This is a genomic window from Enterobacter sp. 01-M-02-SI-ECC (assembly GCF_047530595.1).
Taxonomy (GTDB): Bacteria; Pseudomonadota; Gammaproteobacteria; order Enterobacterales; family Enterobacteriaceae; genus Enterobacter; species Enterobacter cloacae_M.
In genome coordinates, this window is the sequence record NZ_JBLKCZ010000009.1 from 68,858 (window position 1) to 93,624 (window position 24,767).

Consider the following 24,767-nt stretch of genomic DNA (forward strand, 5'->3'; position numbering starts at 1 on the left):
CGGGGGAGTTTACGCCTCGCCCTGAGCGATTTCACGCAGTTTTGCCGAAGGGATAATGTTTACGCCCGCTTTCGACGGGGCCAGCCCCTCTTTTAACATCGCGCGCGCGACGTCCCGTGCCTCGATGGATTTCCAGTTGCCGGGAAGAATGCGAAACAGCGGGGCAAATATCGACTCGTTAAACCGGCGTTCGTCCCGGTGGCCGATCAGCATCGAGGGGCGCACAATCGTCAGCTGCTCCCATTTCTGCGCAATCAGCGCATCCTCCATCTTGCCCTTCACCTTGTTGTAGAAGAAAGGCGACCCGGCACTGGCGCCCAGCGCGCTGACCACCAGAAAATGTTTGGCCCCCAGCTTTTTCGCCGTGAGCGCGGTATCCACCACCAGCGTATAGTCGGCGTGGATAAATGCCTCTTTGCTGCCCGCCTCCCGCCGCGTGGTGCCCAGACAGCAAAAGGCGATATCAATGGGATCCTGCACCTGCGCCAGCGCGTCGGTCAGCTGAGGATCGTGCGGATTAAAGACGCCGGATATGTCCGCCAGCGGTCGACGCGTCGGTGCGGCGATATAGTTCACGCGGCGATCCTGAATCAGCAGCCGCAGCAGATGATCGCCCACTAACCCGGTAGCACCTGTAATCAATACCTGACTCATCTTTTCCCCTTTACAGAATTGTCCGTTTGCGAACTCAGCGTCGTCGACCACACTTAGAAGTCTGTTACGGGTAAGTATTTACCACAAGCGGAGAAAAATCAGTCTGAAGCCAAAACAACGGAGGAAGCATGGGCAAGAAAATCGCAGTCTTGATTACCGACGAGTTTGAAGATTCAGAATTCACCTCTCCAGCAGAGGCGTTCCGCAAGGCGGGACATGAGGTCATCACCATTGAGAAAGAGGCGGGTAAAACGGTGACAGGCCATAAGGGCGAGGCGACCGTAACCATCGATGAAACCATCGATAACGTGAGTCCCTCAGATTTTGACGCCCTGCTGTTACCCGGCGGCCATTCCCCGGATTCCTTGCGCGGGGACGAGCGCTTCGTGACCTTCACCCGGGACTTTGTCTCCACCGGCAAACCGGTCTTTGCCATCTGCCACGGCCCGCAGCTGCTCATCAGCGCAGACGTGGTCCGCGGGCGTAAGCTTACCGCCGTGAAACCGATCGTTATCGATCTGAAAAATGCGGGGGCCGAGTTTTACGATCAGGAGGTGGTCAACGACAAAGACCAGCTGATCACCAGCCGAACCCCGGACGATCTCCCGGCGTTTAACCGCGAAGCGCTACGCCTGCTCGGCGCGTAACCAGTGCAGCTTCTTGCCAAAGCCCAGGGTGTTGTCGGTAAATTTCAGCTCATCGAGGCGGATTTCCCACACCGGGGCTTTTAGCGCAGCGGCAACGGGAAAGCGGCGCGTGTAGAGCTTACGGCGCGCGTCGCTCTCTTCACCATCCAGACGACGGATCTCCCCTTTAAACTGCACGCCGCGGATCAGCGCTACCGTTTTCGGCTGGCCGTTTACCGTCCCCGCCACCTTTGCCTGCTGGCCGGTCATCTGCGCATGCCGCGTTTTGTCTTCGCTCATGACATAAAAAGCCACGCGCTCAGGATCGTAGTAGTAAAACGCATTTGCGCACCACATTTCCCCCTCGTCATAGACGCACCAGGTGACAACGTGCTGCTTTGCCAGCCAGCGGTTAATGGCGGCCAGTGTTTCCATTTTCGTTCTCTCTCATGCTATGGTGCGTTCACCTTAACATACTGAATCCGTTTACCGTGTGCTGGTTTCTCTATCTTGTCCGAACCGCTGATAACGCCCTCTACACCGGGATCACCACCGATGTGGCGCGGCGTTTTTTACAACATCAAACGGGGAAAGGGGCAAAAGCGCTGCGGGGGAAAGGGGAATTACAGCTCGCCTTCTCAGCGGCAGTCGGCGACCGATCGCTGGCGCTCAGGCTGGAATACCGCATCAAGCAGCTGACGAAGCGCCAGAAAGAGCGCCTCGTGACCGGAGACGGCTCCTTTGAGGCGCTACGCGAGAGCCTGATTAAAAGCGATTGAAATGGTCGTGATACTCGACCAGGCCGTTGACGCCGTTGAGCGCGTCGTCCGCCAGGCGGTGGACCTGGAAAGCGGATTCCGTACCCGGCCAGCGACAGCGCAGATCGTAATGCGCGGCCTGCTCAAAGCCTAAACGGCCATAGAACGCCGGATCGCCCAGCGTGACAACGGCTGCATAGCCAAACTCATTGAGCGAATCCAGCCCTTCATAGACCAGCTGGCGCGCCAGACCTTGCCCGCGATAGCTTTCATCTACCGCCAGCGGCGCCATGCCGACCCACTGCAGCTCTTCGCCCTGAACGATGACCGGACTGAAGGCAACATAGCCCACCACCTGACCTTCGTCATCGGTGGCAACCAGCCCCAGCGTAATCAGGCCGTCTTCGCGAAGGTCGTGGACCAGTTGGGCTTCGGCATCGCTCGCAAAGGCGCGGCGTAACAACGCATCGATCCCCGGCGCATCAATCCCAATTTCGACTCGAATCAGCATGGCTCACCTACTGAAGTGTGTTTACCGTCCGGCGGGGTTTTCAGCCCGGCCTCAACGAAATCTGCCACTTGCATTAACATCACGCGCAGCCCTTTCGGCATCTGCTCCAGCTCAATGGCATCCATTAAATTCTTCACGTACAGGCCCAGCTCCGTGTCGCCTTCAATCATCAGACGGCGCTGGAAGAAGAGCGTATCCGGATCCTGCTTGCGCGCGGCGATCATCAGCAGATCGCTGGCGTTGGCGCTAAAGCTCACATCCGCGTCGGCGGATTCGCGTACGATCAGCTGGTCATTCTCAACGGAGGTAAACCAGCTCAGCCCGATGTCACGCACCTCAATGCTTAACCAGCGGCCTTCCAGGAACTCCAGCTCGCCGTCCTGCAGCGCCTGGCGGAACTGCCAGCTCAGGACCTGCTCCAGCACCTGGCGTTTAAGCGCGAACGGCGCCAGCCTGACCGGCACGCTCAGCATTGATGGACCAAATTGTACGAGACGTGAACGCAGTTTATCCAGCACGAGCTTTACTCCCTGATATCTATAGTCCTGCTATTTTGCCATATCCGAAGCACAACATAGCGGCGTAAATCAACAAACCGTCGTCAGCCGTACCTCATTATTGGTGTCATCAATACGCCATTAGCTGCCTTAAATCAAAAATTGTCGCGTATGGGTTAATTAAAATCCCAGCTCGTTAACAATTTTGCGATCGACTACATCAGGATAAATTATGGAGCTGCTCTGCCCTGCCGGAAACCTTCCGGCGCTTAAGGCGGCCATCGAAAATGGGGCCGATGCGGTCTATATCGGGCTGAAGGATGATACCAACGCCCGCCATTTTGCTGGCCTCAACTTTACGGAGAAAAAGCTTCAGGAAGCCGTTAACTTCGTTCACCAGCACCGCCGCAAGCTGCATATCGCCATCAATACCTTTGCTCATCCTGACGGCTATGCCCGCTGGCAGCGCGCGGTGGATATGGCGGCACAGCTGGGTGCCGATGCGCTGATCCTGGCCGACCTCGCCATGCTTGAGTATGCGGCAGAACGCTATCCCCATATTGAGCGCCACGTCTCTGTTCAGGCATCTGCCACCAACGAAGAGGCGGTGCGTTTTTATCATCAACACTTTGACGTGGCCCGCGTGGTGCTGCCGCGCGTGCTCTCTATTCATCAGGTTAAGCAACTCGCGCGCGTCACGCCAGTGCCACTGGAAGTTTTTGCCTTTGGCAGCCTGTGCATCATGGCTGAAGGCCGTTGCTATCTTTCCTCTTATTTAACCGGTGAATCGCCGAATACCGTCGGGGCCTGCTCTCCTGCCCGCTTTGTCCGCTGGCAGCAAACCCCACAGGGGCTGGAATCCCGCCTGAATGAGGTGCTGATCGACCGCTACCAGGACGGTGAAAACGCCGGTTATCCAACCCTGTGTAAAGGCCGCTATCTGGTCGACGGCGAGCGCTATCACGCGCTGGAGGAGCCGACCAGCCTCAATACGCTGGAGCTACTGCCGGAACTTCTGGCGGCCAATATTGCCTCGGTGAAAATCGAAGGACGTCAGCGTAGCCCGGCCTACGTGAGCCAGGTAGCGAAAGTGTGGCGTCAGGCCATCGACCGCTGCATGGCGGATCCGCAGAACTACGCTCCACAGCAGGCCTGGATGGAAACGCTTGGTTCGATGTCCGAAGGCACACAAACCACGCTTGGCGCGTATCACCGTAAATGGCAGTGAGATCATCATGAAATATTCATTAGGACCGGTGCTCTACTACTGGCCAAAAGGGACGCTGGAAGATTTTTACCAACAGGCCGCGACCAGCAGCGCCGACGTGATTTACCTCGGCGAAGCGGTGTGCAGCAAGCGCCGCGCCACAAAAGTGGGCGACTGGCTGGATATGGCGAAAGGCCTGGCCGGAAGCGGCAAGCAGGTAGTGCTCTCCACGCTCGCGCTTGTGCAGGCGTCGTCCGAACTGGGCGAGCTGAAGCGCTACGTTGAAAACGGCGAGTTCCTGCTGGAAGCGAGCGATCTGGGCGTGGTGAACATGTGCGCTGAACGCAAGCTGCCGTTTGTCGCGGGCCATGCCCTGAACTGCTACAACGCCGTAACCCTGCGCCTGCTGCTCAAACAGGGAATGACGCGCTGGTGCATGCCGGTAGAGCTCTCCCGCGACTGGCTGGCAAACCTGCTTAAACAGTGCGACGAGCTGGGCATTCGCAATCAGTTTGAAGTGGAAGTGCTGAGCTACGGCCATCTGCCGCTGGCCTACTCCGCCCGCTGCTTCACCGCGCGCTCGGAAGACCGCCCGAAAGACGAATGCGAAACCTGCTGCATCAAGTACCCGAACGGACGCAGCATGCTGTCGCAGGAGAATCAGCAGGTATTTGTCCTCAACGGTATTCAGACCATGAGCGGCTATGTCTATAACCTCGGCAACGAGCTGGCGTCGATGGACGGGCTGGTGGACATGGTGCGTCTGTCACCGCTGGATACCGGCGTGTTCGCGATGCTGGACGCCTTCCGCGCCAATGAAAACGGCGCCGCTCCGCTGCCGCTGACGGCAAACAGCGACTGCAACGGCTACTGGAGACGTCTCGCCGGGCTGGAACTTCAGGCGTAAAAAAGGCTCACTTTGTTAACAACGGTTATCATTTTTTAATGCAGTATTAAAGATTGACCGTCGACAAAGTGAGCTGTTATGACTGACAAAACCATTCCGTTTTCGGTGCTGGATCTGGCGCCGATCCCTCAGGGCTCCTCGGCAAGAGAAGCCTTTTCGCACTCTCTGGATCTGGCTCAGCTGGCCGAAAAGCGTGGCTATCACCGCTACTGGCTGGCCGAGCACCACAATATGGTTGGCATAGCCAGCGCCGCCACCTCGGTTTTGATCGGCTATCTGGCGGCAAACACCACCACGCTACACCTGGGCTCCGGCGGCGTGATGCTGCCGAACCACGCCCCGCTGGTGATTGCCGAGCAGTTTGGCACCCTGAATACCCTCTATCCGGGGCGTATTGATTTGGGTCTTGGTCGTGCGCCGGGCAGCGATCAGCCAACCATGCGCGCCCTGCGTCGCCATATGAGCGGCGATATCGACAACTTCCCGCGCGATGTGGCCGAGCTGGTGGGCTGGTTCGACGCGCGCGATCCGAACCCGCACGTGCGCCCGGTGCCGGGCTACGGTGAGAAGATCCCGGTGTGGCTGTTGGGATCAAGCCTCTACAGCGCACAGCTCGCCGCGCAGCTTGGGCTGCCGTTTGCGTTTGCCTCCCACTTTGCACCGGATATGCTGCATCAGGCGCTGCATCTTTACCGAACGAACTTCAAACCGTCCGAGCGTCTTGAGAAGCCGTACGCAATGGTGTGTATCAACATCGTTGCGGCCGACAGCAATCGCGACGCGGAATTCCTGTTTACCTCAATGCAGCAGGCTTTTGTGAAGCTGCGTCGCGGTGAGACGGGGCAGCTTCCGCCGCCGGTGGAGAATATGCATCAGCGGTGGTCCGCCTCCGAGCAGTATGGCGTGCAGCAGGCCCTGAGCATGTCGCTGGTTGGCGATAAGGCGAAAGTGCGTCACGGGCTGGACGCGGTGCTGCGCGAAACGCAGGCGGATGAGATTATGGTTAACGGCCAGATTTTCGATCACCAGGCGCGTTTGCATTCGTTTGAACTGGCGATGCAGGTGAAAGAGGAGTTGGTGGGGTAGTTTTTTGCTTTTCTCCCTCTCCCTATGGGAGAGGGCCGGGGTGAGGGGGTCAACCCCTCGTTTTACTGATAAACGGGCAACAGGTTAAAACTCGACAACACGTGTACCAGTGCGTTACCAACGCCGAATACCAGAATCAGCGCAATCATCGGCTTACCGCCCCAGACGCGGAATTTTGGGCTGCCGAAGCGTTTACGTGATTTGCGCGCCAACAGCGCCGGCACAATCGCCGCCCAGATAGTTGCCGCCAGCCCTGCATAACCGATGGCGTACAGGAAGCCGTTCGGCCACAGCAGGCCGCCCACAATCGGCGGCAGGAAGGTCAGCAGCGCAGTTTTTAAACGCCCCATCGCAGAATCATCAAAGCCGAACAGATCCGCCAGATAGTCAAACAGGCCCAGCGTCACGCCCAGGAAAGAACTCGCCACCGCAAAGTTAGAGAAGATAACCAGCAGCAGATCCAGGCTGCGGCTGTTCAGCACGCCGCTCAGCGCCTGCACCAGCACGTCGATGTTACCGCCCTTCTGGGCAATGCCGATAAATTCCGGACGCGGGATGTTGCCCATCGTCCCCAGCAGCCAAATAACATACAGACCCAGCGCCAGCAGCGTGCCGTAGACCAGACACTTCACAATGGTGCGGGGATCTTTGCCGTAGTACTTCATCAGGCTCGGCACGTTACCGTGGTAACCGAACGACGCCAGACAGAACGGCAGCGTCATCAGCAGGTACGGCGTGTAGGAGGTGTTCACTTCGGCAACGTTAAACAGCGTGGCGGGCGTCACGTGCCCCAGAAGGCTGCCGAAGGTCAGGAAGAAGGTGATGACCTTAGCGCCTAATACAATCGCCGTCATGCGGCTCACCGCTTTGGTACTCATCCAGACGATAAACGCCACAGCCAGCGCAAAGCACAACCCAGCCAGACGCGCCGGAACGTTCAGCGACATCTCCGAGAAGGTGTGATGCAGAATCGAGCCGCTCGCCGAAATATACGCGTAGGTCAGGATATAGAGCACAAACGCGATGGACAGCCCGTTCACCAGGTTCCAGCCTTTACCCAGCAGATCTTTGGTGATGGTGTCGAAGCTGGAGCCAATGCGGTAGTTCAGGTTTGCCTCAAGGATCATCAGCCCGGAATGGAGCATGCAGAACCAGGTAAAGACCAGCGCCGCCAGCGACCAGAAGAACCACGCACCGGACATGACCACGGGCAGGGAAAACATCCCGGCACCTATAATGGTTCCGCCGATGATCACCACGCCGCCAAGCAGCGAGGGTGACGTTTGGGTGGTGGTTAGTGTCGCCATACAGCCTTTTCTCCAGTCAATCATGCGGTTCTGCATTTTAATGTGACGCACTGTACCAGTACAAGAGTACAAAAGGAATAAAAAAAGCCCCGATAACGTATATCGGGGCTGTATATTTTACTTTACGTCAGAAGCGAAAGGCTTACGCGTCACCGAAACGACGGCGGCTGGTGCCTTCTTCACGACGTGGGCCACGGTTTTCGCGACGCTCGCCGGAGAAACGACGACCTTCACCACCGCGACCTTCGCTGCGGCCGCCTTCACGACGCTCACCACCGAAGCTGCGACCACCGCCACGACGTTCACCACCGCGGTCAGGGCGTGGCTGTGCATCACCCATCAGCTGCATGTTCATCGGCTTGTTCAGGATGCGGGTACGCGTAAAGTGCTGCAGCACTTCGCCCGGCATGCCTTTTGGCAGCTCGATGGTGGAGTGAGATGCGAACAGCTTGATGTTACCGATGTAACGGCTGCTGATGTCGCCTTCGTTAGCGATCGCGCCAACGATGTGACGAACTTCAACGCCATCATCACGGCCCACTTCAATGCGGTACAGTTCCATGTCACCCGCGTCACGACGTTCACGACGTGGACGGTCTTCACCACCACGCTCTGGACGGTCACCGCGTGGGCCACGGTCATTACGGTCGCCACGACGTTCAAAGCGATCGTCACGGTCACGGAATTCACGCTTAGGACGCATCGGCGCATCTGGTGGCACGATCAGGCTACGTTCACCCTGAGCCATTTTCAGCAGTGCTGCGGCCAGGGTTTCCATGTCCAGCTCTTCGCCTTCAGCAACAGGCTGAATCTGCGACAGCAGCGCGCGATACTGATCCAGATCGCTGCTTTCCAGCTGCTGCTGTACTTTCGCGGCGAATTTTTCCAGACGGCGTTTGCCCAGCAGCTCTGCGTTTGGCAGGTCAGCTTCTGGAATGGTCAGCTTCATGGTGCGTTCAATGTTACGCAGCAGACGACGCTCGCGGTTCTCAACGAACAGCAGCGCGCGGCCAGCACGACCCGCACGACCGGTACGGCCGATACGGTGAACGTAAGACTCGGAATCCATCGGGATGTCGTAGTTTACAACCAGGCTGATACGCTCAACGTCCAGACCACGTGCTGCCACGTCGGTTGCAATCAGGATATCCAGACGACCGTCTTTCAGACGCTCCAGAGTCTGCTCACGCAGGGCCTGGTTCATGTCGCCGTTCAGCGCTGCGCTGTTGTAGCCGCTACGCTCCAGGGCTTCAGCCACTTCCAGGGTCGCGTTTTTGGTACGAACGAAGATAATCGCCGCATCAAAATCTTCTGCTTCCAGGAAACGTACCAGCGCTTCGTTTTTGCGCATGCCGTACACAGACCAGTAGCTCTGGCTGATGTCCGGGCGAGTGGTTACGCTGGACTGAATACGCACTTCCTGAGGATCTTTCATGAAGCGCTTGGTGATACGACGAATCGCTTCAGGCATGGTGGCAGAGAACAGCGCGGTCTGATGACCGTCCGGGATCTGCGCCATGATGGTTTCGACGTCTTCGATGAAGCCCATACGCAGCATTTCATCTGCTTCATCCAGTACCAGGCCGCTCAGTTTAGAGAGGTCCAGAGTACCGCGCTTCAGGTGATCCAGCAGACGGCCCGGCGTGCCGACAACAATCTGTGGGCCCTGGCGCAGGGCGCGTAACTGCACGTCATAACGCTGGCCGCCGTACAGGGCTACCACGTTTACGCCGCGCATATGTTTAGAGAATTCCGTCATGGCTTCTGCAACCTGAACAGCCAGTTCACGGGTTGGAGCCAGGACGAGGATCTGCGGTGCACGCAGGTCCGGATCAATGTTGTTCAGCAGCGGCAGCGAGAATGCTGCAGTTTTACCGCTACCAGTCTGGGCCATGCCCAGCACGTCACGACCAGAAAGCAGGTGTGGGATACACTCAGCCTGGATCGGAGATGGTTTTTCGTAACCCAGATCGTTAAGGGCTTCAAGGATAGGAGCCTTCAGGCCCAGATCTGCAAAAGTGGTTTCGAATTCAGCCATGTAGTACAAGTGCCTCGATATTAATGGCGGCCAGTCTACTTAGCTCATCGTGAAAATGATTAGCAATTTTCATTGAAAAGTGTGAACCGGCTCAAAGTAGGTGTATTGACGAACAACAACGCCCTCACCAGTTAAGGTGATGGCAATCAAAAGATTACGGGCTGATGTTTATGTCGTCAGCTATTGCTGGTCCGATTCTGCCAGGTCGTCATGCTCCTGGCCCAAGAGCGATAATTCCAACAATGCATAACGGTGCTCAACGAAGTTGTGTACGTTGTTAGCAACCGCTAATTTGAACAGTGCCGTAGCGCTGTCCATATCCCCCAGACTTAGGTAGTACTTACCTAAATAGAAGTTGGTTTCACTGAGATGCTCAGCGAGCGAGGTGTTATCCGTTGCGTCCGCCTTGAGGCGTTCCATCAGCGTTGCTTCGCTAATGTTGCCCAGGTAGAACTCGACAATGTTCCATCCCCACTGTTCCTTGTCCGATTTATCGAAGCGCTGTTTCAGTGCCTCTTTTGCCTGCTTCTCATCGAGCTTCCGCTCAACGATGTAAAGCCACAGGCTACGGAAAGGATCATTAGGATCGTCTTGATAAAACGCCAGCAGATCATCTTGCGCTAACTTATCACGACCGCCGTAATACAATGCGATACCGCGATTCAAGTGCGCGTAGTTGTAAGTTGGATCAAGCTCAAGTACAGAATCAAACGCTTCATAGGCAGCATCAAAATTGCCTGCCTGCGTTAAATAAATGCCTAAGTAATTGAATACTTCAGGCATATCAGGTCGGATAGCCAGCGCTTGTGAAAAATCATTTCGCGCCAATGCCCTCAGACCGAGACTATCATACAACACTCCGCGCTCATATAAAAGCTGTGCGCGTTCTTCATCGGTTAAAGCCCGACTGGCAAGTATTTGTTCCATGCGTGCCAGAATCACTTCCTGCTGCAAAGTCGGTTGCAATGGCACTGCGAGGACTTCGCTCTTACGCCAGGCAGAGTTGCTGCATCCTGCCAGCGTTAAAGCTGTCGCAACGAAACACCAGCGCAAAAAAGGCTTCATTTCCCACTCCCGAAGACAACTATTGGATGAACGTCCTGTCCCCCGGCGGCTTAACAAGGCGTCCTGCCTGATAATAGGCCCTCCGCAAAGCGGAGGGCAAATGGCAACTTACTCGCCTTGCTGTTCTGCTGCCTGTGCTTCTGGCGCAGCAGCTGGCTGAGACTGCTCGGTTGCTTCTTTAATGCTCAGACGGATACGGCCCTGGCGATCAACTTCCAGAACTTTCACCGGTACTTCCTGACCCATCTGCAGGTAATCGGTCACTTTCTCAACGCGCTTGTCAGCGATCTGAGAGATGTGAACCAGACCTTCTTTACCGCCACCGATGGCAACGAACGCGCCAAAGTCAACGATACGGGTCACTTTACCTGCGTAGACGCGGCCCACTTCGATCTCTGCCGTGATTTCTTCGATGCGACGGATCGCGAATTTCGCTTTCTCGCCGTCGGTTGCTGCGATCTTCACAGTACCGTCATCTTCGATTTCGATCGTGGTGCCAGTCTCTTCGGTCAGCGCACGGATTACGGAACCGCCCTTACCGATAACATCTTTGATCTTATCTGGGTTGATCTTGATGGTGTGGATACGTGGAGCGAACTGAGAAATGTCGCCACGCGGCGCGTTAATCGCCTGTTCCATCACGCCCAGGATGTGCAGACGAGCACCTTTAGCCTGGTTCAGAGCAACCTGCATGATCTCTTTGGTGATACCTTCAATTTTGATATCCATCTGCAGCGCAGAGATACCTTCGCGGGAACCCGCTACTTTGAAGTCCATATCACCCAGGTGGTCTTCGTCACCCAGAATGTCAGACAGAACAACGAAGTTGTCGCCTTCTTTCACCAGGCCCATTGCGATACCCGCAACGGCGGCTTTGATTGGCACGCCTGCATCCATCAGCGCCAGAGAAGCACCACACACGGAAGCCATGGAAGAAGAACCGTTGGATTCGGTGATTTCAGAAACCACACGAACGGTGTACGGGAACTTGTCAGCTTCTGGCATTACTGCCAGCACGCCGCGCTTCGCCAGACGACCGTGACCAATTTCACGACGCTTCGGCGAGCCAACCATACCGGTTTCGCCTACGGAGTACGGAGGGAAGTTGTAGTGGAACAGGAAGCTGTCAGTGCGCTCGCCCATCAGTTCGTCGATGATCTGTGCGTCACGTGCAGTACCCAGGGTCGCGGTAACCAGCGCCTGCGTTTCGCCACGGGTGAACAGCGCGGAACCGTGAGTACGTGGCAGAACGCCAGTACGCACATCCAGACCACGGATCATGTCTTTTTCGCGGCCATCGATACGCGGCTCGCCTGCCAGTACACGGCTACGAACAACGTTTTTCTCGATAGCGTGCAGGATGTCGCTCAGTTCGTTAGCATCCAGCGCTTCGTCTTCAGCAACCAGCGTCGCGATAGTCTCAGACTTGATCACGTCAACCTGAGCGTAACGCTCCTGCTTGTCAGTGATGCGGTATGCATCGCTCAGACGAGATTCTGCCAGGGCTGCAACGCGTGCGTTCAGCGCGTCGTTTGCTGCTTCTGGCTGCCAGTCCCAACGTGGTTTACCGGCTTCTTTCACCAGGTCGTTGATGTTCTGGATAACGATCTGCTGCTGGTCGTGGCCAAATACCACAGCGCCCAGCATCTGGTCTTCGCTCAGCAGTTCAGCTTCGGATTCAACCATCAGTACAGCCGCTTCAGTACCCGCAACAACCAGGTCCAGCTTACTTTCTTTCAGCTCTTCCTGGGTTGGGTTCAGCACGTACTGGTCATTGATGTAGCCAACGCGCGCGGCACCGATTGGGCCATTGAATGGAATACCAGACAGTGACAGGGCAGCGGATGCGCCGATCATGGCAACGATGTCCGGGTTAACCTGTGGGTTAACGGAAACAACGGTCGCGATAACCTGTACTTCGTTAACGAAGCCTTCCGGGAACAGCGGACGAACCGGGCGGTCAATCAGACGCGCAATCAGCGTTTCGCCTTCGCTTGGACGGCCTTCACGACGGAAGAAACCACCTGGGATTTTACCGGCAGCGTAGGTACGCTCCTGGTAGTTAACGGTCAGCGGGAAGAAGTCCTGACCTGGTTTAGCTTTTTTCTGGCCAACAACGGTAACGAATACCGCAGTGTCATCCATGCTTACCATAACGGCAGCAGTAGCCTGACGTGCCATCATGCCGGTTTCCAGCGTGACGGTATGTTGACCATACTGGAATTTACGAACGATCGGATTCAGCAAAGTTCTGTCCTTTCTTAAATGTTTGACAGCACACCACCGGTGTGCTGTCGATTTGACCCGACCTTCTTCGCATCCTCGCGACTAATGACAACCAACACCCCCATGGGTGAAGCCTCTCATTAGCCGCGCGAACCTCTGCAATGAAGATCATTTATAGCAACAATACAATAGTTTCCAGTGAATTGCTGCCGTCTGGTTGAAAAAAGGGGCCATCAGGCCCCCTTTTCTGAAACTCGCAAGAATTAGCGACGCAGACCCAGACGCTCGATCAGCGCGGTGTAGCGTGCAACATCTTTACGTTTCAGGTAGTCGAGCAGTTTACGACGCTGAGAAACCATACGCAGCAGACCACGACGGCTGTGGTGATCTTTTTTGTGCTCTGCAAAGTGACCCTGCAGGTGGTTAATCTGTGCAGTCAGCAGTGCAACCTGAACTTCGGTAGAACCGCTGTCGTTAGTACCACGACCAAACTCAGAAACGATTTTAGCTTTAGCTTCAACGCTTAGAGACATTTTCAAACTCCAAAGTATAAAGAATGTAAGGATGCCGATCTCTAATTCAGCAATCCCATGTACGCCCCGCAGATTGTTAAACAATTTACCAGGCGTTAAGCGGCGATATTCTACTCGTCTCCCCTGCTTATCGCAAGGTGAGCCGTTACCACCGTCACGCGTCGACCGGATATTCGACGACCAGACGACGCGGCGCAACGCGCCCTTCGCCATCCATTTCGCCCATACCGATGAATTTCCCTTCGTCACCTTCGGTCACGCGTACCAGTCCTTCCAGCGGCGCTTCCGCCGTACGAACCGGGTTGCCGTTCTTAAAGTAAACGGACGATGTTAAAGGAAGATTAACAACCGGGAAGTCCGCTGCCGGACTGTCCATCGGCATCAGCAAGGGATCCAGCAAATCTGCCGGCGCGATCCCCTGCGCTTCCGCCTGTTCTACCAGCTCGCGCAGATGTTCCAGGGTCACCATCCGCTCCACCGGGTACTTGCTTACCGCCAGACGGCGCAGGTAAATCACATGCGCACCGCAGCCCAGCTTTTCACCGAGGTCGTCGATGATGGTGCGAATATAGGTCCCTTTCGAACAGTGTACTTCCAGCTCCAGCTCATCGCCTTCGTGGCGAATAAACAGCAGCTCATACACGGTTATCGGACGGGCTTCACGCGGGACATCAATGCCCTGGCGCGCATATTCGTAGAGCTTCTTGCCCTGATATTTCAGCGCCGAATACATCGACGGCACCTGCATCGTGTCTCCACGGAAGCTCTCCAGCGCAGCATCAAGCTGTTCCGCGCTGAACGTCACCGGACGCTCTTCCACCACCTGGCCATCCGCGTCGGAGGTATCCGTGCGCTGGCCCAGCTTAGCGATAACGCGGTAGCGCTTATCGGAGTCGAGCAGGTACTGGGAAAACTTTGTCGCCTCTCCCAGGCAGACCGGCAGCATGCCGGTTGCCAGCGGATCGAGCGCGCCGGTGTGGCCCGCACGGTTGGCGTTATAAATACGCTTAACTTTTTGCAGCACGTCGTTGCTGGAAGCGCCCTGGGGTTTATCCAGCAGCAGCACACCATGCACGTCGCGACCGCGACGACGAGGACGACTCATTAGTCCTCCTTGCTGTCGTCCGCCGGGTTAACACGACGCTCGTCGTCATGTTTAACCACGCTGGTCACCAGGTTGGACATACGCATACCTTCGACCAGCGAGTTGTCGTAGAAGAAGGTCAGCTCAGGCACGATACGCAGGCGCATCGCTTTGCCGAGCAGGGAGCGGATGAAACCAGAGGCTTCCTGCAGCGCTTTAATGCCGTTTTTCACTGCCGCTTCGTCCTGATCGTTCAGGAAGGTGACGAACACTTTTGCATAGGCCAAATCGCGGGACATTTCGACACCGGAAACGGTGGTCATCATGCCGACGCGCGGGTCTTTAATTTCACGTTGCAGAATGAGTGCGATCTCTTTCTGCATTTCCTGCGCTACGCGCTGAGGGCGACCAAATTCTTTCGCCATAATAAATTCTCCAGACAAAAAAGGGGCTAAAAGCCCCTTTTAAAATTATTGCCGGGTGGCGCTTCGCTTACCCGGCCTACGCTAGTTAATCTTCTAAGGATTTTGGGTTGCAACAAGGCGGCAAGCTCGTGAATCCCCGGGAGCATAGATAACTATGTGACCGGGGTGAACGAGCGCAGCCAACGCAGTGGCGGCCAAAAGCCGACGAAGATTAAGCGATGGTACGCTGAATTTCGATAATCTCGAACACTTCGATCATATCGCCAACGCGAACGTCGTTGTAGTTCTTCACGCCGATACCACATTCCATGCCGTTACGGACTTCGTTAACGTCATCTTTGAAGCGGCGCAGGGATTCCAGCTCGCCTTCGTAGATAACCACGTTGTCACGCAGTACGCGGATTGGGTTGTGACGCTTGATGTTACCTTCGGTAACCATACAGCCCGCGATCGCACCGAATTTCGGTGATTTGAACACGTCACGTACTTCAGCCAGACCGATGATCTGCTGTTTCAGCTCAGGAGACAGCATGCCGCTCATCGCTGCTTTCACTTCGTCGATCAGGTTATAGATGACGGAGTAGTAGCGCAGATCCAGGCTTTCGGCTTCAATTACTTTACGCGCAGATGCATCCGCACGAACGTTGAAGCCAACCAGGATAGCGTTGGAGGCAGCAGCCAGGGTCGCGTCGGTTTCGGTGATACCACCTACGCCAGAACCGATGATCTTCACTTTCACTTCGTCGGTAGACAGTTTCAGCAAGGAGTCGGAGATCGCTTCCACAGAACCCTGAACGTCGGCTTTCAGAACGATGTTCACTTCGTGAACTTCGCCATCGGTCATGTTGGCAAACATGTTCTCGAGTTTAGATTTCTGCTGACGAGCCAGTTTAACTTCACGGAATTTACCCTGACGATACAGTGCCACTTCACGCGCTTTCTTCTCGTCACGCACCACGGTCACTTCGTCACCGGCAGCCGGAACACCGGACAGACCCAGGATTTCCACTGGAATGGACGGACCTGCTTCCAGCACTTCCTGACCCAGTTCGTTACGCATCGCACGAACGCGACCGTATTCGAAACCGCACAGAACGATATCGCCTTTATGCAGCGTACCTTCGCGAACCAGAACGGTAGCAACCGGGCCACGTCCTTTATCCAGGAAGGATTCGATAACCGCACCGCTCGCCATACCGTTACGGATGGCTTTCAGCTCCAGAACTTCGGCCTGCAGCAGGATCGCGTCCAGCAGTTCGTCGATACCGGTACCCGCTTTCGCAGACACGTGTACGAACTGGCTTTCGCCGCCCCACTCTTCCGGCAGAATACCGTACTGGGAAAGTTCGTTTTTAACACGATCGGGATCCGCTTCTGGCTTATCGATCTTGTTCACTGCAACCACAACCGGCACACCTGCTGCTTTCGCGTGCTGGATAGCTTCGATGGTCTGCGGCATGACGCCGTCGTCTGCAGCAACAACCAGAACAACGATATCCGTCGCCTGAGCACCACGAGCACGCATTGAGGTAAACGCGGCGTGGCCTGGAGTATCCAGGAAGGTGATCATACCGTTGTCAGTTTCTACGTGGTAAGCACCGATGTGCTGGGTAATACCACCCGCTTCACCAGAGGCAACCTTAGTAGAACGAATGTAGTCAAGCAGAGAGGTTTTACCGTGGTCAACGTGACCCATGATGGTCACAACCGGTGCACGCGGTTCAGCCGCAGCACCAGTATCACGGTCGCTCATTACTGCTTCTTCCAGCTCGTTTTCACGACGCAGGATAACTTTGTGGCCCATCTCTTCAGCAACCAGCTGTGCGGTTTCCTGATCGATGACCTGGTTGATGGTCGCCATGGCACCCAGCTTCATCATTGCTTTGATGACCTGAGAGCCTTTAACCGCCATCTTGTTCGCCAGTTCGCCAACGGTAATGGTTTCGCCAATCACGACGTCACGGTTAACTGCCTGAGCCGGCTTCTGGAAGCCCTGCTGCAGCGCGGAACCTTTACGCTTGCCGCCTTTACCGCCGCGAACAGCAGCGCGTGCTTCTTCACGGTCAGCTTTGGATTCAGCGTGCTTGTTGCCTTTTTTCGCCGGACGCGCTGCTTTTGCATTACGACCACGGCCACGGCCGCCTTCTACTTCACGGTCGTTATCATCTTCAGCCTGACGCGCATGCTGAGAAGTGGTCACGTGATAGTCGCTGGTGTCTTCAGTCGGCTCAACGGTATTCACACCATTCTTCTCGTTTTCTTCTGCCATGCGGCGCGCTTCTTCGGCGACGCGGCGAGCTTCTTCTTCCAGCTTACGGCGGGCTTCTTCTTCCGCTTTACGCTTCAGCTCGGCAGCTTCATTTTCACGGCGGGCTTTTTCAGCCTGGGCGGTTTTGGTCATTTCGTCTGTCTGTTGATTGCTCACTTTGTCTTTTTCCGCAGCGTCACGCTTCACTTTATCACTTGCGTCGCGTTTCGCTTTTTCTGCGGCCTCACGTTCAGCTTTTAATTCTGCTTCACGTTTGGCGGCTGCTTCCGCCTCACGCTGAGCTTGTTCTTCCGCTTCACGCTGTGCCTGCTCTTCCGCGGCAAGGCGTTCTGCCTCTTGCGGATCACGTTTTACAAAGGTGCGCGTCTTGCGGACTTCAATTTGTACCGATTTGCTTTTGCCACCGGTACCAGGGATGTTTAACGTGCTGCGCGTTTTGCGCTGCAGCGTTAACTTGTCAGGCGTAGAACCGTGTTCACGGTTCAGGTGCGTTAACAAGGTTTGTTTTTCTTGCGCGGTCACCGAGTCATCAGCGGACTTCGGGATCCCTGCATCAGCAAATTGCTGTACCAGGCGGTCCACGGAGGTCTGAATCTCAGCAGCCAGCGATTTTACAGTTACATCAGTCATGCTGTTCCTTCCTGCTACAGTTTATTACGCTTCGTCGCCGAACCAGCAAATATTACGTGCGGCCATGATGAGCTCGCCGGCTTTCTCGTCGGTTAAACCTTCGATATCAGCCAGGTCATCAACGCCTTGCTCAGCGAGATCTTCCAGCGTACAAACACCACGGGCAGCCAGCTTGAACGCAATCGCACGATCAAGACCTTCCAGATTCAGCAGGTCATCAGCCGGCTTCTTATCGCCAAGGCTTTCTTCCTGAGCCAGTGCCAGGGTGGTCAGTGCGTTTTTAGCGCGTTCACGCAGGGCTTCAACGGTTGGTTCATCCAGACCGTCAATTTCCAGCAGCTCTTTCATTGGCACATAGGCCAGTTCTTCCAGCGTAGAGAATCCTTCTTCAACCAGAACAGTGGCGAAGTCTTCGTCAATATCCAGGTATTTAGTGAAGGTATCGATCGCCGCATGGGCTTCAGCCTGATGCTTAGCCTGCAGGTCATCAACGGTCATTACGTTGAGTTCCCAGCCGCTCAGCTGTGACGCCAGGCGTACGTTCTGACCGTTACGGCCGATTGCCTGCGCCAGGTTGCCCGCTTCAACAGCGATATCCATGGTGTGTTTGTCTTCGTCAACAACGATAGACGCCACATCAGCTGGAGCCATTGCGTTGATCACGAACTGCGCCGGGTTGTCATCCCACAGAACGATATCAATACGTTCGCCGCCCAGCTCAGTAGAAACTGCCTGGACACGCGCACCGCGCATACCGACGCAAGCACCGACCGGGTCGATACGCTTGTCGTTGGTTTTCACCGCAATTTTCGCACGGGAGCCCGGATCGCGAGCCGCCGCTTTAATTTCGATAACTTCTTCACCGATTTCCGGCACTTCGATACGGAACAGTTCTACCAGCATTTCTGGTTTAGAACGGGTCACGAAGAGCTGTGCACCACGCGCTTCAGGGCGTACCGCGTACAGAACGCCGCGAATACGGTCGCCCGGGCGGAAGTTTTCACGCGGCAGCATATCTTCACGCAGGATCACGGCTTCAGCGTTACCCGGCAACCCTTCGGATTTGATCTCGAGGGAGATGTTGTCGCGGTTCACTTTCTTCACCACGCCGGTAATGATTTCGCCTTCCTGATCGCGGAACTGATCGACAACCAGCGCGCGCTCGGCTTCGCGCACTTTCTGCACGATAACCTGTTTAGCGGTCTGCGTGGTGATACGGTCGAAGGTCACAGATTCGATCTGATCTTCAACGTAGTCACCCACGTTCAGACTTTCGTCTTCAAAACGGGCGGCTTCCAGCGTGATCTCTTTGGTCGGCTGGGTCACTTCTTCAACGATTACCCAACGACGGAATGTATCGAAGTCACCGCTTTTACGATCGATTTCTACGCGAACATCGATCTCTTGTTCGTATTTTTTCTTGGTTGCTGTAGCCAGTGCACTTTCCAGCGCTTCGAAAATCTTCTCACGCGGCAGTGATTTCTCGTTGGAGACGGCTTCAACAACAGCCAAAATTTCTTTGTTCATCGCGGGCTTTTCACCTCAATCCAGACTGTTAAAAGTGGGGAACCAGGTTCGCCTTCTGGATATTACTCAGCGCGAACACTTCATCTTTGCCTTCGACTGTCACCGTGATCATTTCACCATCAACGGCTTTGATAATTCCCTGCCATTTACGGCGGTTCTGTACGGCCATACGCAGAACGAGAGCCACTTCTTCACCGGTAAAGCGCACATAGTGCTCGGCCGTGAACATCGGGCGATCGAGGCCAGGTGAGGAAACTTCCAGGTTGTACGCAACGGTAATCGGGTCTTCAACATCAAGAACCGCACTCACCTGGTGGCTGACATCAGCACAATCATCAACATTGATGCCATCTTCACTATCAATATAGATGCGCAGCGTCGATGTACGGCCGCGAACGAATTCGATGCCGACCAGTTCGTAGCCCAGTGCTTCGACCGGTGCAGTAATCATCTCTGTTAATTTTTGCTCTAATGTGGACAAGCCCACCCCCAAGACATAAAAAAAGGGCGTAAAGCCCAGTTATTCTGTAGTCAGATAACAAAAAACCCCGATAAATCGGGGCTTTAGATAACTGAACCCTATAGCCACAACTGTGGCCTGGAGCACTTTCCGAAAGAATTTTTTCAAATCCAGCTACGAAGGCTCTAAGTCTTCACAGTATATTTGAAAAAGAACTTTATGGGAAAGTGGTTGCGGGGGCCGGATTTGAACCGACGACCTTCGGGTTATGAGCCCGACGAGCTACCAGGCTGCTCCACCCCGCGCCTGAAACGTGGCAAATTCTACGCGTTTTGGACAGAATTTGCAAATAATGCTGGGATTTGGTACCGAAGACGGGACGTAAAATCGGCGTTTAGTATATTGATAGTTGACCCCACCTGTCAACCCAACTTCCGCCAGATCAATTAGACCAAAATTTTTACAAAAAACGCACGACTCTCTTCCGGTCTTCGCCAAAAGATGATTAAATGAATACTCACTTATTTTGCATAAAAATGCACAAGAGAGCGAAAGCGGTCTCTAATCAGTCAATCAAGCAGGGTTTTATTCTATGACGACTATTCTCAAGCATCTTCCGGTTGGACAACGTATTGGCATCGCTTTCTCAGGTGGCCTGGATACCAGCGCTGCACTACTGTGGATGCGCCAGAAGGGAGCGGTTCCGTACGCCTATACCGCTAACCTGGGTCAGCCGGATGAGGACGACTATGATGCCATTCCTCGTCGCGCTAAAGAGTATGGTGCAGAGAACGCGCGCCTGATTGACTGCCGTAAGCAACTGGTCGCTGAAGGTATCGCGGCTATTCAGTGCGGTGCGTTCCATAACACCACCGGCGGCCTGACCTATTTCAACACCACCCCGCTGGGCCGTGCGGTCACCGGCACCATGCTGGTTGCGGCGATGAAAGAAGACGGCGTCAACATCTGGGGTGACGGCAGTACCTATAAAGGCAACGATATTGAGCGTTTCTATCGTTATGGCCTGCTGACCAACGCCGAACTGCAGATCTACAAGCCGTGGCTGGATACCGACTTCATCGACGAGCTGGGTGGCCGTCATGAGATGTCCGAGTTTATGATCGCCTGCGGTTTCGACTATAAGATGTCTGTCGAGAAAGCTTACTCCACTGACTCCAACATGCTGGGTGCGACGCACGAAGCGAAAGACCTGGAATTCCTGAACTCAAGCGTGAAGATCGTTAACCCGATCATGGGCGTGAAGTTCTGGGACGAGAACGTCAAAATCCAGGCTGAAGAAGTGACAGTACGTTTCGAACGTGGTCATCCGGTTGCGCTGAACGGCAAAACCTTCTCTGATGATGTTGAGCTGATGCTGGAAGCGAACCGTATTGGCGGTCGTCACGGCCTGGGCATGAGCGATCAGATTGAAAACCGCATCATCGAAGCGAAAAGCCGCGGCATCTATGAAGCCCCGGGAATGGCGCTGCTGCACATCGCTTACGAGCGTCTGCTGACCGGCATTCACAACGAAGACACCATTGAGCAGTATCACTCTCATGGCCGTCAGCTGGGTAAACTGCTGTATCAGGGCCGCTGGTTCGATCCACAGGCGCTGATGCTGCGCGATGCGCTGCAGCGTTGGGTGGCAAGCGCGATCACCGGTGAAGTAACGCTGGAACTGCGTCGCGGTAACGACTACTCCATCCTGAATACCGTGTCTGACAACCTGACCTATAAAGCAGAGCGTCTGACCATGGAGAAAGGTGAGTCAGTGTTCTCACCGGACGATCGTATTGGCCAGCTGACCATGCGTAACCTGGACATCACCGATACCCGTGAGAAGCTGTTCAACTATGTTGAGAATGGCCTGCTCTCCGCGAATTCCGGTAACGGTCTGCCGCAGGTTGAAAACCTGGAGCACAGCGATAAGAAGTAATCGCTGATATAACGTGCAAAAGGCGTCCTATGGACGCCTTTTTTGTGGACTTTCGCAGGGCGGGTAAACGCAGCGTCACCCGTCATTTTGCCCGGTGGCGCTGCGCTTACCGGGCCTACAAAACCACACCTCAGAATATGCAGACGAAAAAAAAGACGCCTTTCGACGTCTTTCTTCTGGAATATTGGTACCGAGGATGGGACTCGAACCCACAAGCCCGTTAGGGCACTACCACCTCAAGGTAGCGTGTCTACCAATTCCACCACCTCGGTACAGAATACTTAGTGCGGGATATCGCTGGTCGGCTTAGCCGGTGCAGCTGGCTGAGTCTGCTCAGTTTTCGCTGGCGCGCTCAGATTTTCCCACTCGCTTCCTTTGCTGGTCTTGTTGCTGTTGATATTGCCAAGCACAAGGCTGATGATGAAGAACAGCGTAGCCAGAATCGCCGTTGTGCGGGTCATGAAGTTCGCAGAACCACTTGAACCGAACAGCGTACCGGAAGCGCCTGCTCCGAAGGAGGCTCCCATATCAGCGCCTTTACCTTGCTGCAGCATAATCAGCGCTACGAGAGCGATGGCTACAATAAGGAAAACAACTAAAAGAGCTTCGTACATAATCAACCTGTTCCTTGCGGATTTGCCGCATACCAATGCTTCGACCATTTAGCAGGATTTTTGTTTCCCACTGAAGCGGGTGTGAATACTAACCAAAGCGAATGACCTTCGCAAGGGCATTTTTGACGCATTGTATCAACTGCGGAAAAAAACAGCAAAAAGCCATTAATTGCTTAAAACAAAGGCGACAAAAGCCGCCTTTTTATACATTTAGCGTGCACAATTATGCAGCTTTCACAGCATCCGCAATACGGTGTGCAAATTCGGTTACCTGCGCTTCGTCTTCACCTTCCACCATCACGCGGATCAGCGGTTCAGTACCGGACTTACGCAGCAGCACGCGACCACGATTGCCCAGGGCCGCTTCAACGTCAGCCATCACCGCTTTGACGTTCTCGTTTTCCAGCGGATCGCCTTTACCGGCAGTGAAGCGTACGTTAACCAGGATCTGTGGGAACATTTTCATCCCGCTGCACAGATCGTGCAGGCTCATATGGTTGCGCGCCATCGCGGCAACCACCTGCAGCGCGGCCACGATACCGTCACCGGTGGTGGTTTTATCGAGCAGGATCACGTGACCCGAGTTTTCTGCGCCGATGCGCCAGCCCTTCTCCTGCAATTTTTCCAGTACATAGCGGTCACCCACTTTCGCGCGGACAAACGGAATACCGAGCTGTTTCAGCGCCAGTTCCAGGCCCATGTTACTCATCAGCGTGCCCACCGCACCGCCGCGCAGCTGGCCCTGACGCAGGCCCTCACGGGCAATGATGTAGAGGATCTGATCGCCGTCGACCTTGTTACCTTCGTGGTCGACCATGATCACGCGGTCACCGTCGCCGTCCAGCGCAATGCCCAGGTCGGCTTTCTCTGCCAGAACACGCGCCTGCAGGGCACGAACGTCAGTTGCCCCCACCTGCTCGTTAATGTTCAGACCATCCGGCTCGCAGCCAATGGTGATGACTTTCGCACCCAGTTCGCGGAAGACATTCGGGGCGATGTGATAGGTTGCGCCGTTTGCACAGTCCACCACAATTTTGAGGTGAGCCAGGCTCAGCTCATTCGGGAAGGTGCCTTTACAGAATTCGATATAACGGCCCGCCGCATCAACGATACGGTTCGCTTTACCCAGCTCTGCGGAATCAACGCAGGTGATCTCTTTTTCCATTTCGGCTTCAATGGCTTCTTCCACGTCATCCGGGAGCTTGGTGCCGTCAATGGAGAAGAATTTAATGCCGTTGTCGTAGAACGGGTTGTGAGAAGCTGAGATAACAATCCCCGCTTCCGCACGGAAGGTACGCGTCAGATACGCGACTGCAGGCGTCGGCATTGGGCCTGTAAAGGACGCGGACAGTCCAGCCGCCGCCAGACCCGCTTCCAGCGCTGACTCCAGCATATAGCCGGAAATACGGGTGTCTTTACCGATAATGATCTTACGGGAACCATGACGCGCCAGCACTTTGCCAGCAGCCCAGCCGAGCTTCAGGACAAAATCAGGGGTGATGGGAGCATCGCCTACACGCCCACGGATACCATCGGTACCAAAATACTTACGATTACTCATAGCGTTTGTTTTCCTTCGCTGCCAGTGTGGCTTCCACCACACGCATGGCTTCTACTGTTTCTTTGACGTCATGGACACGAATAATGTGCGCGCCCTGCATCGCCGCAATCACCGCGCAGGCCAGGCTGCCGCTCAGGCGTTCGCTCGGCCCCACGTTCAGCAACTGCCCAATCATCGACTTTCTCGACATCCCCACCAGCAGCGGCAGGTCAAAGTGATGGAATTCCGATAAGCGCGCGAGCAACGCATAATTGTGGGAGAGATTTTTACCGAAACCGAACCCCGGGTCGAGCAACAATTTCTCTTTTGGGATACCTGCACGTTCGCAGCGCGCAATATGTTCAATAAAGAAGCGATTCACGTCGGCAAAGACATCATCATACTTCGGTGCTTCCTGCATGGTTTTCGGCTGACCCTGCATATGCATCAGGCATACCGGTAACCCGGTCTCTGCCGCGGCTTCCAGTGCGCCAGGCTCGGTGAGTGAACGAATATCATTGATAATGTGAGCGCCCACTCTCGCCACTTCACGAATCACTTCGGGTTTAGAGGTATCAACGGAGAGCCATACTTCAAACCGCTGCGCGATAGCTTCAACCACCGGCACCACGCGCGCCAGCTCTTCTTCCACAGACACGTCCGCCGCACCAGGACGCGTCGATTCGCCGCCCACGTCAATAATGGTGGCGCCCGCATTAATCATTAAATTCGCGTGCTTAACCGCCTCGATAAGCGTGTTATGCGTGCCGCCGTCTGAGAAAGAGTCAGGGGTAACATTCAGGATCCCCATCACATGGGGATGTGAAAGATCGAGATGCGAGTCCTGAGCGAATAATTTCATGG

Annotated in this window: 24 protein-coding genes and 2 tRNA genes; 6 read left to right on the forward strand and 20 right to left on the reverse strand. The window is 55.1% G+C overall.

What is annotated here, in order from left to right:
- Positions 1 to 9: 9 nt before the first annotated feature.
- Positions 10 to 654 carry an NAD(P)H-binding protein gene (locus ACMWLG_RS13670; protein WP_023309320.1) on the reverse strand — a complete coding sequence of 215 codons (645 nt, stop codon included), beginning with the start codon at positions 652 to 654 and terminating at the stop codon, positions 10 to 12.
- A 128-nt stretch (positions 655 to 782) separates the two neighbouring features.
- On the opposite strand from ACMWLG_RS13670, the gene ACMWLG_RS13675 reads away from it, so the two are divergent.
- A complete protein-coding gene (locus tag ACMWLG_RS13675; protein WP_023309321.1) occupies positions 783 to 1,301 on the forward strand; it encodes a type 1 glutamine amidotransferase domain-containing protein in 519 nt (172 codons plus the stop codon).
- On the opposite strand, the gene ACMWLG_RS13680 is transcribed toward ACMWLG_RS13675, so the two are convergent.
- Positions 1,281 to 1,715, reverse strand: coding sequence for a YhbP family protein (locus ACMWLG_RS13680; protein WP_023309322.1), 435 nt, complete (start codon positions 1,713 to 1,715; stop codon positions 1,281 to 1,283). The two genes, ACMWLG_RS13675 and ACMWLG_RS13680, sit on opposite strands and share 21 nt — an antisense overlap.
- Positions 1,716 to 1,729: 14 nt before the next feature.
- Here ACMWLG_RS13680 and ACMWLG_RS13685 point away from each other — a divergent pair, with 14 nt between their 5' ends.
- The gene (locus tag ACMWLG_RS13685; RefSeq protein ID WP_023309323.1) at positions 1,730 to 2,059 is read left to right on the forward strand and encodes a GIY-YIG nuclease family protein; all 330 of its coding nucleotides are present in this window, start codon (positions 1,730 to 1,732) and stop codon (positions 2,057 to 2,059) included.
- Here ACMWLG_RS13685 and ACMWLG_RS13690 read toward each other — a convergent pair.
- On the reverse strand, positions 2,046 to 2,549 hold the full coding sequence (locus ACMWLG_RS13690; RefSeq protein WP_023309324.1) for a GNAT family N-acetyltransferase: 504 nt from the start codon (positions 2,547 to 2,549) through the stop codon (positions 2,046 to 2,048). The genes ACMWLG_RS13685 and ACMWLG_RS13690 overlap by 14 nt on opposite strands.
- Positions 2,543 to 3,067: a ubiquinone anaerobic biosynthesis accessory factor UbiT gene (ubiT, locus tag ACMWLG_RS13695; protein ID WP_045403508.1), complete on the reverse strand. Its 525-nt coding sequence runs from the start codon at positions 3,065 to 3,067 to the stop codon at positions 2,543 to 2,545. The genes ACMWLG_RS13690 and ubiT overlap by 7 nt, the downstream gene beginning before the upstream one ends.
- A 211-nt stretch (positions 3,068 to 3,278) precedes the next feature.
- Between ubiT and ubiU the strand changes: the two genes are divergently transcribed.
- From ubiU to ACMWLG_RS13710, 3 genes are all read left to right on the forward strand, one after another.
- Positions 3,279 to 4,274, forward strand: coding sequence for a ubiquinone anaerobic biosynthesis protein UbiU (gene ubiU, locus ACMWLG_RS13700; protein WP_023309326.1), 996 nt, complete (start codon positions 3,279 to 3,281; stop codon positions 4,272 to 4,274).
- Positions 4,275 to 4,281: 7 nt separating this feature from the next.
- Positions 4,282 to 5,160, forward strand: a complete 879-nt coding sequence (locus tag ACMWLG_RS13705; protein WP_045403510.1) for a U32 family peptidase — start codon at positions 4,282 to 4,284, stop codon at positions 5,158 to 5,160.
- Positions 5,161 to 5,238: 78 nt separating this feature from the next.
- Positions 5,239 to 6,246 (forward strand): luciferase-like monooxygenase, encoded by a 1,008-nt coding sequence (locus ACMWLG_RS13710; protein WP_045403516.1) that lies wholly within the window; start codon positions 5,239 to 5,241, stop codon positions 6,244 to 6,246.
- 62 nt (positions 6,247 to 6,308) lie between these two features.
- Here the strand turns inward: ACMWLG_RS13710 and mtr are convergent, their stop codons facing one another.
- The 12 genes from mtr to ACMWLG_RS13770 form a co-directional block, all read right to left on the reverse strand.
- Entirely contained in the window at positions 6,309 to 7,553 is a 1,245-nt protein-coding gene (gene mtr, locus ACMWLG_RS13715) for a tryptophan permease (RefSeq protein ID WP_045355428.1), read from the reverse strand.
- Positions 7,554 to 7,695: 142 nt separating this feature from the next.
- On the reverse strand, positions 7,696 to 9,591 hold the full coding sequence (locus ACMWLG_RS13720) for a DEAD/DEAH family ATP-dependent RNA helicase (RefSeq protein ID WP_023309330.1): 1,896 nt from the start codon (positions 9,589 to 9,591) through the stop codon (positions 7,696 to 7,698).
- A complete protein-coding gene (yrbN, locus tag ACMWLG_RS13725; RefSeq protein WP_097397692.1) occupies positions 9,584 to 9,664 on the reverse strand; it encodes a protein YrbN in 81 nt (26 codons plus the stop codon). Before yrbN ends, ACMWLG_RS13720 begins: the two co-directional genes overlap by 8 nt.
- Before the next feature lie 107 nt (positions 9,665 to 9,771).
- The gene (gene nlpI, locus ACMWLG_RS13730; RefSeq protein WP_023309331.1) at positions 9,772 to 10,656 is read right to left on the reverse strand and encodes a lipoprotein NlpI; all 885 of its coding nucleotides are present in this window, start codon (positions 10,654 to 10,656) and stop codon (positions 9,772 to 9,774) included.
- Between the two features lie 108 nt (positions 10,657 to 10,764).
- Complete coding sequence (pnp, locus tag ACMWLG_RS13735) at positions 10,765 to 12,903, reverse strand: polyribonucleotide nucleotidyltransferase (protein ID WP_023309332.1); 2,139 nt, start codon at positions 12,901 to 12,903, stop codon at positions 10,765 to 10,767.
- Positions 12,904 to 13,145: 242 nt separating this feature from the next.
- Positions 13,146 to 13,415 carry a 30S ribosomal protein S15 gene (gene rpsO, locus ACMWLG_RS13740; RefSeq protein WP_003861789.1) on the reverse strand — a complete coding sequence of 90 codons (270 nt, stop codon included), beginning with the start codon at positions 13,413 to 13,415 and terminating at the stop codon, positions 13,146 to 13,148.
- 154 nt (positions 13,416 to 13,569) lie between these two features.
- Positions 13,570 to 14,520: a tRNA pseudouridine(55) synthase TruB gene (gene truB, locus ACMWLG_RS13745; protein WP_045355410.1), complete on the reverse strand. Its 951-nt coding sequence runs from the start codon at positions 14,518 to 14,520 to the stop codon at positions 13,570 to 13,572.
- Complete coding sequence (gene rbfA / locus ACMWLG_RS13750) at positions 14,520 to 14,924, reverse strand: 30S ribosome-binding factor RbfA (protein ID WP_003024988.1); 405 nt, start codon at positions 14,922 to 14,924, stop codon at positions 14,520 to 14,522. The genes truB and rbfA overlap by 1 nt, the downstream gene beginning before the upstream one ends.
- Before the next feature lie 211 nt (positions 14,925 to 15,135).
- A complete protein-coding gene (gene infB, locus ACMWLG_RS13755) occupies positions 15,136 to 17,823 on the reverse strand; it encodes a translation initiation factor IF-2 (RefSeq protein WP_023309335.1) in 2,688 nt (895 codons plus the stop codon).
- 24 nt (positions 17,824 to 17,847) lie between these two features.
- Entirely contained in the window at positions 17,848 to 19,350 is a 1,503-nt protein-coding gene (gene nusA / locus ACMWLG_RS13760) for a transcription termination factor NusA (RefSeq protein WP_003861798.1), read from the reverse strand.
- Positions 19,351 to 19,378: 28 nt separating this feature from the next.
- Positions 19,379 to 19,831: a ribosome maturation factor RimP gene (gene rimP / locus ACMWLG_RS13765; protein ID WP_014833432.1), complete on the reverse strand. Its 453-nt coding sequence runs from the start codon at positions 19,829 to 19,831 to the stop codon at positions 19,379 to 19,381.
- A gap of 207 nt (positions 19,832 to 20,038) precedes the next feature.
- Positions 20,039 to 20,115, reverse strand: a tRNA-Met gene (locus ACMWLG_RS13770).
- A gap of 287 nt (positions 20,116 to 20,402) precedes the next feature.
- Here ACMWLG_RS13770 and argG point away from each other — a divergent pair.
- Positions 20,403 to 21,749 carry an argininosuccinate synthase gene (argG, locus tag ACMWLG_RS13775; RefSeq protein ID WP_023309336.1) on the forward strand — a complete coding sequence of 449 codons (1,347 nt, stop codon included), beginning with the start codon at positions 20,403 to 20,405 and terminating at the stop codon, positions 21,747 to 21,749.
- Between the two features lie 185 nt (positions 21,750 to 21,934).
- Here argG and ACMWLG_RS13780 read toward each other — a convergent pair.
- From ACMWLG_RS13780 to folP, 4 genes are all read right to left on the reverse strand, one after another.
- A tRNA-Leu gene (locus ACMWLG_RS13780) sits at positions 21,935 to 22,021 on the reverse strand.
- A gap of 9 nt (positions 22,022 to 22,030) precedes the next feature.
- Positions 22,031 to 22,363 carry a preprotein translocase subunit SecG gene (gene secG / locus ACMWLG_RS13785; RefSeq protein WP_023309338.1) on the reverse strand — a complete coding sequence of 111 codons (333 nt, stop codon included), beginning with the start codon at positions 22,361 to 22,363 and terminating at the stop codon, positions 22,031 to 22,033.
- A gap of 223 nt (positions 22,364 to 22,586) precedes the next feature.
- On the reverse strand, positions 22,587 to 23,924 hold the full coding sequence (gene glmM, locus ACMWLG_RS13790) for a phosphoglucosamine mutase (protein ID WP_023309339.1): 1,338 nt from the start codon (positions 23,922 to 23,924) through the stop codon (positions 22,587 to 22,589).
- Positions 23,917 to 24,765 carry a dihydropteroate synthase gene (gene folP, locus ACMWLG_RS13795; RefSeq protein WP_045403522.1) on the reverse strand — a complete coding sequence of 283 codons (849 nt, stop codon included), beginning with the start codon at positions 24,763 to 24,765 and terminating at the stop codon, positions 23,917 to 23,919. Before folP ends, glmM begins: the two co-directional genes overlap by 8 nt.
- Between the last annotated feature and the right edge of the window lie 2 nt (positions 24,766 to 24,767).